This is a genomic window from Stenotrophomonas sp. PS02297, assembly GCF_029959705.1.
Taxonomy (GTDB): Bacteria; Pseudomonadota; Gammaproteobacteria; order Xanthomonadales; family Xanthomonadaceae; genus Stenotrophomonas; species Stenotrophomonas nitritireducens.
In genome coordinates this window covers 1-6106 of record NZ_JASCOS010000163.1, presented here as the reverse complement: position 1 = coordinate 6106, position 6106 = coordinate 1, and the positions used below count along the sequence as shown (strand labels likewise).

The 6106-nt window shown below is 72.2% G+C and carries 7 protein-coding genes; 3 read left to right on the top strand and 4 right to left on the bottom strand.

All coding sequences use genetic code 11. From position 1 onward, the window contains the following. The first annotated feature begins 281 nt into the window (after positions 1-281). Positions 282-3635 carry a PAS-domain containing protein gene (locus QMX80_RS17895; RefSeq protein WP_282278523.1) on the top strand — a complete coding sequence of 1118 codons (3354 nt, stop codon included), beginning with the start codon at positions 282-284 and terminating at the stop codon, positions 3633-3635. A gap of 72 nt (positions 3636-3707) precedes the next feature. Here the strand turns inward: QMX80_RS17895 and QMX80_RS17890 are convergent, their stop codons facing one another. The 4 genes from QMX80_RS17890 to QMX80_RS17875 form a co-directional block, all read right to left on the bottom strand. Beyond that, complete coding sequence (locus QMX80_RS17890) at positions 3708-4064, bottom strand: carboxymuconolactone decarboxylase family protein (protein WP_055771347.1); 357 nt, start codon at positions 4062-4064, stop codon at positions 3708-3710. Between the two features lie 109 nt (positions 4065-4173). Continuing rightward, positions 4174-4545 carry a rhodanese-like domain-containing protein gene (locus tag QMX80_RS17885; protein ID WP_282278522.1) on the bottom strand — a complete coding sequence of 124 codons (372 nt, stop codon included), beginning with the start codon at positions 4543-4545 and terminating at the stop codon, positions 4174-4176. Then, the gene (locus QMX80_RS17880) at positions 4542-4895 is read right to left on the bottom strand and encodes a metalloregulator ArsR/SmtB family transcription factor (protein ID WP_273082654.1); all 354 of its coding nucleotides are present in this window, start codon (positions 4893-4895) and stop codon (positions 4542-4544) included. Before QMX80_RS17880 ends, QMX80_RS17885 begins: the two co-directional genes overlap by 4 nt. Positions 4896-4897: 2 nt before the next feature. After that, positions 4898-5287, bottom strand: coding sequence for a rhodanese-like domain-containing protein (locus QMX80_RS17875; RefSeq protein WP_282278521.1), 390 nt, complete (start codon positions 5285-5287; stop codon positions 4898-4900). A 97-nt stretch (positions 5288-5384) separates the two neighbouring features. On the opposite strand from QMX80_RS17875, the gene QMX80_RS17870 reads away from it, so the two are divergent. Continuing rightward, positions 5385-5588, top strand: a complete 204-nt coding sequence (locus tag QMX80_RS17870; RefSeq protein WP_055771335.1) for a DUF2892 domain-containing protein — start codon at positions 5385-5387, stop codon at positions 5586-5588. Between the two features lie 9 nt (positions 5589-5597). Next, positions 5598-6106, top strand: a 509-nt coding sequence (locus QMX80_RS17865; protein ID WP_282278520.1) for a biotin/lipoyl-binding protein, incomplete at its 3' end; no start/stop codon positions are given.

The following is a 6106-nucleotide window of genomic DNA, read 5'->3' as shown; positions in this document are numbered from 1 at the left end:
GGCTTCAGCCGCGATGGAGCTTTCCTGAAATTGCTGGAGACAGCTTTGCTGGCGTGCGCGGTGGTTCATCGGGAACGCGCCATCGCGGCTGAAGCCGCTCCTACGAGGGCTGGTGCGCTGTGCGGTTCCTCTGCGCTTGCTGCCTTGGCGTGTGTGGTGATTCATCGGGAATGCGCCATCGCGGCTGAAGCCGCTCCTATGGGAGCGGGGGCGCTGTGTGGTTCCGCTGCGCTTGCCGCGCGCCGTATCCTGCCCGCTGTGCACACGGGGAACCCATACGCATGCTGAGTCTGGTGACGGTGGCGCTGGCCGGGGTGGCCTGGCTGGTGCTGATGTTCGGCGTCGCGCTGTACGGCGAGCGCCGGCCGGCCGTGTTCGCCCGTCACTGGCGCCATGTCTATGCGCTGTCGCTGGCGGTGCACTGCACCTCGTGGACGTTCTACGGCACGGTGACCCAGGCCGCGCGCTACGGCTGGCCGCTGCCGCCGACCTTCGTCGGCGCGATCCTGTTCTATGCGCTGGCCATCGGCATGATGGTGCGGCTGGTGCGGCTGGCGCGCGAGACCAATGCCACCTCGCTGGCCGACCTGATCGCCGCGCGGCTGGGGCGCGACGCCTGGCTGGCGGCGACGGTGACGCTGATCGCCGCGCTCGGACTGATTCCCTACATCGCGCTGCAGCTCAAGGCGGTGGCGATGAGCTTCGGCATGCTCACCCTGCGCTCGGCCGACGCGGCGCAGGACACCGCGCCGTGGCGCGACAGCGCGCTGTACGTGGCGCTGGCGATGGCGTTGTTCGCGATGCTGTTCGGCGCGCGCCGCGCCGACGTGTCCGAGCACAACCGCGGGCTGGTGCTGGCGATGGCCGCCGAATCGCTGTTCAAGCTCGGTGCGATGCTGGCGCTGGGCGCCTTCGTCTGGTTCGGGCTGGACGGGGTGGCGATGCCGCCGCCGGCGCCCGCGGCGGATGCCCCGGCCGGCGGCTTCGTGCCGCTGGTGCTGCTCGGCGCGCTGGCGATGTTCCTGTTGCCGCACCAGTTCCACGTCGGCGTGGTCGAGTGCCGCGACCCGGCCGACATCCGTACCTCGCGCTGGCTGTTCCCGTTGTACCTGCTGCTGATCGCGCTGCCGATCCTGCCGCTGGCGCGCGCCGGTGGCGCGCTGCTGGGCAACAGCGTGCCCAGCGACATGTACACGCTGGCGTTGCCGTTCTCGGCCGGGCATACCGGGGTGGCGCTGTTCGCCTTCCTCGGCGGCCTGAGCGCGGCCACCGGCATGGTGGTGGTCAGCACCCTGACCCTGAGCCTGATGATCGGCAACCACTGGTTCGCGCCGGGCCTGCTGCGCAGCACCTGGGCGCGCGCCGGCGGCGACCACCGCCGCGAACTGGTGTGGCTGCGGCGCGCCGGCATCTGCGTGATCATGCTGCTGGCCTGGGCCTACAGCCGGCTGATCGGCGGCGGCAACGTGCTGGCCGACATCGGTGCGATCTCGTTCTCGGCGATGGCCACCCTGGTGCCGGTACTGGCATTCGCCATCTGGCGGCCGCAGACGCCGCCGCGTGCGGCCATCGCCGGCGTGCTGGCCGGCTTCGCCACCTGGGCCTGGGTACTGCTGCTGCCGACGCTGCTGGAAAACGGCGGCCGCGTGCCGGCATGGCTGGCGGAGGGGCCGTTCGGCTGGCGCTGGCTGGCGCCGGGGGCGCTGTTCGGCCTGACCGGCTGGAGTCCGCTGGGGCGTGCGGTCGGTGCCAGCCTGTTCGTCGGCACCGCGGTGACGCTGCTGGCGATGGCGTGGCGGCGCGACACGCCCGACCGTACCCGCCGCAATCTGGACGCCGACGCGCTGCGCGACGCCGGGCGCCGCTTCCTGCCCTACGAGAAGGTGCAGCGGCTGCTGGCCGATGCGCCGCGACAGGGGCCGGTGCCGGCGGCGACCGAGGCCAGCGTCGAGCGCGAACTGTCCGCGGTACTCGGTGCGGCGTCGGCACGGCTGCTGCTGGATGCCGCGCGCCGCGAGAGCGGCGAGCTGGCCACGGTTGCGGCCATCGTCAGCGAGGCCTCGCTGGACCTGCGCTTCAACCAGCAGGTGCTGCAGGCGGCGCTGCAGAACATGAGCCAGGGCATCAGCGTGATCGACCGCGAGCAGCGGCTGGTGGCGTGGAACCGCCCGTATGCGCAGTTGTTCGGCTTTCCGGACGAGCTGTTGCAGGTCGGCCGGCCGATCATGGACCTGACCCGCTGGGCGCTGCATGCGATGCCGCAGCGCGGCAGCGATGAGCGCGCGGTGGACCGGCGCCTGGCGTTCATGCGCGCCGGCACCGCGCACCTGACCGAACGCGTGTTTCCCGATGGCCGCATCGTCGAGATCCGCGGCAACCCGATGCCCGGCGGCGGTTTCGTCGCCACCTATACCGACGTCACCGAGTTCCGCCGCACCGAGCAGGAACTGATGCGCAGCAACGAGACGCTGGAGCAGCGCGTGGGCGAACGCACCGCGCTGCTGGAGTCGGCCAAGCGCGAGGCCGAGCGCGCCAACGATGCCAAGAGCCGCTTCCTGGCCGCCATCGGCCACGACCTGCTGCAGCCGCTGCATGCCGCGCACCTGTTCACCGACACGCTGGCGCAGCAGGTGGAGGCGCCGCCGCAGCGGCAGGCGGTGGTGCAGATCCGCGGCGCGCTGGATTCGACCACTCAGCTGCTGACCGGCCTGTTCGACATGTCGCGGCTGGAGGCCGGCGGGCTGGTGCCGCAGCCGCGCGACATGCCGCTGGCCGAAGTTCTCGATCCGCTGGCTTCGGAATTCCGCGCGCTGGCGGCGGCGCGCGGGCTGGCTTTCTGCTACGTACCGACCCGCGCCTGGGTGAACAGCGACCCGCAGCTGCTGCGGCGCGTGCTGCAGAACTTCCTGGCCAATGCGGTGCGCTATACCGCGCAGGGCGGCGTGCTGCTCGGCGTGCGCCGCGACGGCGGCAGCTTGCGCATCGAAGTGCACGACACCGGGCCGGGCATCGCCAAGGGCGAGCAGCGGCGCATCTTCGAGGAATTCCGGCGCGGCGAGGACAGCGGCGGCCAGGGACTGGGTCTTGGTCTGGCGATCGCTGACCGCATCGCCGGCCTGCTGGATGCGCCGTTGCGGCTGCGCAGCGAGCTGGGCCGCGGCACCGTGTTCTCGGTGGCGGTGGGCATGGTGCAGATGCCGGCGCAGTTCGCGGCCGCGGTGCCGCCGCCGCGGGGTGGGGCGGCATCGATCCGCGAGGCGATCCGCGTGCTGGTCGTGGACAACGATCCGGCGGCCTTGGCCGGCCTGGCGGCGCTGCTGCGCGGGTGGGGCTACGACGTGGCCGAGGCATCGGCCGAGGCGGGGGCGGTCGCGGCGATGCAGGCCGCGCCGGCGGCGCTGTGGCTGTTCGACTACAACCTGGACGACGGCGATACCGGCACCGCGCTGCAGGCGCGGCTGGGCGAGCGCTTCGGTGCGCGGCCGACCCTGATCCTCAGCGCCGACGACAGCCTGGCCACGCGTCGCGAGGTGCTGGAGCAGGGCCTGACCCTGCTGCACAAGCCGGTGCGCCCGCTCGCGCTGAAGTCGGTCATGGACCGGCTGCTGGCCGCGCGCGCGCTGACCAGTGCATGACCGCGCAGCAGCGGGGCCGCGGGCGGCGCCTGCGACGCACGCCGTGCGGCCCGGTGGACGTCTGCGCGGCGCTCAACCCTGCGCGGTACTGAATTCCTCGAAGGCGGCCAGGGCGTTGGCCGCGTACATCAGCGACGGACCGCCGCCCATGTAGACGGCCACGCCGAGCATCTCGCGGAATTCTTCCGGCGTCGCGCCCAGCCGCACCAGCGCCTTGGCATGGAAGCCGAGGCAGCCGTCGCAGCGGTTGGCCACGCCGATCGCCATGGCGATCAGTTCCTTTGTCTTCTCGTCCAGCGCGCCGGCGGCCATCGCCGCCTTGCTGAGGGCGCCGAAACCCTGCATCACGTCGGCATTGTGGGTGCGCAGCGGATTGAGGTTGCGCGAGATGTCGCGGGTCAGGTCGGTGTAGGAAGGGATGGCGCTCATGCGTCTGCTCCTGGAGGGAAGGGAGGTCGTGGTGGCGGGTGCCGGGCGCGATCCGCCGCGGCGTGGGCCATGCAGGGGCCCGGCCCTGTACGGCGGTGAAGGGCGCCGGTCAGCGGTGCGGCGGGGTCACCGGCAGGTCTGCGGCCGCCCAGGCGTTCATGCCGCCGGCGACATTGACGCAGCGATGCCGGATGTTCTTCGCCAGCATGGCCTGGGCGATGCGCGAGCGTACGCCGCTCTGGCAGACCAGCAGCACGTCGTTCGTGCCTTCGGGCAGGCCGAGCGATTCGATGGCGGTCGACGTGTCGGCGCGGATGCGCGACAGCGGCAACAGCCGTGCGCCGGGCGCATGGCCCCTGGCGAACTCGGCCGGTTCGCGCACGTCCACCAGCGCCGCGCCATCGCGCATGCGCGCAGCGGCTTCATCCGCCGGAACCTGTGCGCCGCCGAGGCCGAACAGAGTTTTGAGCCATCCGATCATGGCCTGCCTGCCTTGCCGGTCGTTGCCGGCCCGCCGCAGTAGATGCCATGCAGGGTGTGCATGACCGCCGCCGCGGGGCCGTCGGCCAGCGCGTAGAAGATGGTCTGCGCCTCGCGCCGGGTGCGCACCAGGCCTTCCTCGCGCAGTACCGCCAGGTGTTGGGACAGGGCCGACTGGCTCAGGTCCAGCAAAGCGTTGATCTCGCCGACCGAACGCTCGCCCTCGGCCAGCAGGCACAGCACCTGCAGGCGGTTCTCGTTGGCCAACGCCTTGAGCAGCTGCGCGGCGTCGCCGGCATGGGCGCGCATCGCGGCCACGTCGAATTGCTGGCGGGGAGAGGCCTTTGCCATCGTCATTCCTGGTCGGTGGGGAGTGCGTCATTGCGCCATGCGGCGAAGCCGCCGGCAAGCGAGCGCACGTCGCCAAAGCCGAGCTGGCGCAGGCTGTCGGCGGCCAGCGCGGAGCGGCCGCCGGTCAGGCAGTACAGCAGCAGCGGACGATCGGGGCGGGCCAGCTCCTGGCTGGTGGAGCAGGCCAGCGCCGGATGGGCATGGATGCGGAACTCCAGTACGCCGCGCGGCAGGTTGACCGCGCCGGGGAGGTGGCCGGCGGCGTATTCCTCCGGTTCGCGCACGTCGATGATTGCCACGCTGCCGGCCGGCCAGGTGGCGGCTTCCTGCGGGGAAACCTCGCGGATGCGTGCGCGGGCGGCGGCGACCAGGTCGTTGACGGTGGTGTGCATGGCGGCTCCGTATATCAGTTGACGCTAATATTAGTTGTTGCTAATGTTTTGCGCAACCCGGCGCCAGTGCCGGCCATCGCAATCCAGGAGAAACCGCATGAACCTCGACCGTGCCGTCCTCGCCTTCGCCGGCGTGATGATCCTCGCCAGCCTCGCTCTCGCGCATTTCGTCTCGCCGCTGTGGCTGTGGCTGACCGTCTTCGTTGGCGCCAACCTGCTGCAGGCCAGCTTCACCGGTTTCTGTCCGGCGGCCCTGCTGTTCCGCAGGCTGGGCGTGCCCGGCGGCTGCGCGTTCAAGTAAGGCGCCGACGTGAAACCGAACATCCCGCGTGCGCGCCATGCTCTCCCGCTGCTGCTGGCCGCCGTGCTGGCGGGCTGTGGCGATGGCCGCCCGGAACCGGCCCCGGTCGTGGTCGAGGGCCTGTCCAGCATCGAGGTAGGGGCAGCCGGCGCCGGCGACGGCCGCGGCTGGGACGGCGTGGTCGAGGCCGTGCGCCAGGCCACGCTGTCCGCGCAGACCAGCGGGCGGGTGGCGCAGGTACAGGCCGACGTCAACGACCGGGTCGAGGACGGGCAGGTGCTGCTGCGGCTGACGGCCGTGGAGCAGCAGGCCGGGGTGGACGCGGCGCGCGCGCAGCTGCGCGCCGCCGAGGCCGCCGCGCGGGAAGCCGATCTGGATTACCGCCGCCATGCCGACCTGGCGCAGGGCCAGTATGTGTCGCGGGCGCAGCTGGACCGCGCCCGCGCCGCGCGCGCCCCCGCCGCCGCCGCGCGCCCCGCCGCGCGGGCGCCGTTGGGCCGCGCCCGCCCGCCGGGGGC

Bases quoted from the DNA above. Each gene is read 5' to 3' on its own strand.
- QMX80_RS17895 (WP_282278523.1), top strand. From the start codon at position 282: ATGCTGAGTCTGGTGACGGTGGCGCTGGCCGGGGTGGCCTGGCTGGTG.
- QMX80_RS17890 (WP_055771347.1), bottom strand. From the start codon at position 4,064: ATGAGCGCCATCCCTTCCTACACCGACCTGACCCGCGACATCTCGCGC.
- QMX80_RS17885 (WP_282278522.1), bottom strand. From the start codon at position 4,545: ATGATCGGATGGCTCAAAACTCTGTTCGGCCTCGGCGGCGCACAGGTT.
- QMX80_RS17880 (WP_273082654.1), bottom strand. From the start codon at position 4,895: ATGGCAAAGGCCTCTCCCCGCCAGCAATTCGACGTGGCCGCGATGCGC.
- QMX80_RS17875 (WP_282278521.1), bottom strand. From the start codon at position 5,287: ATGCACACCACCGTCAACGACCTGGTCGCCGCCGCCCGCGCACGCATC.
- QMX80_RS17870 (WP_055771335.1), top strand. From the start codon at position 5,385: ATGAACCTCGACCGTGCCGTCCTCGCCTTCGCCGGCGTGATGATCCTC.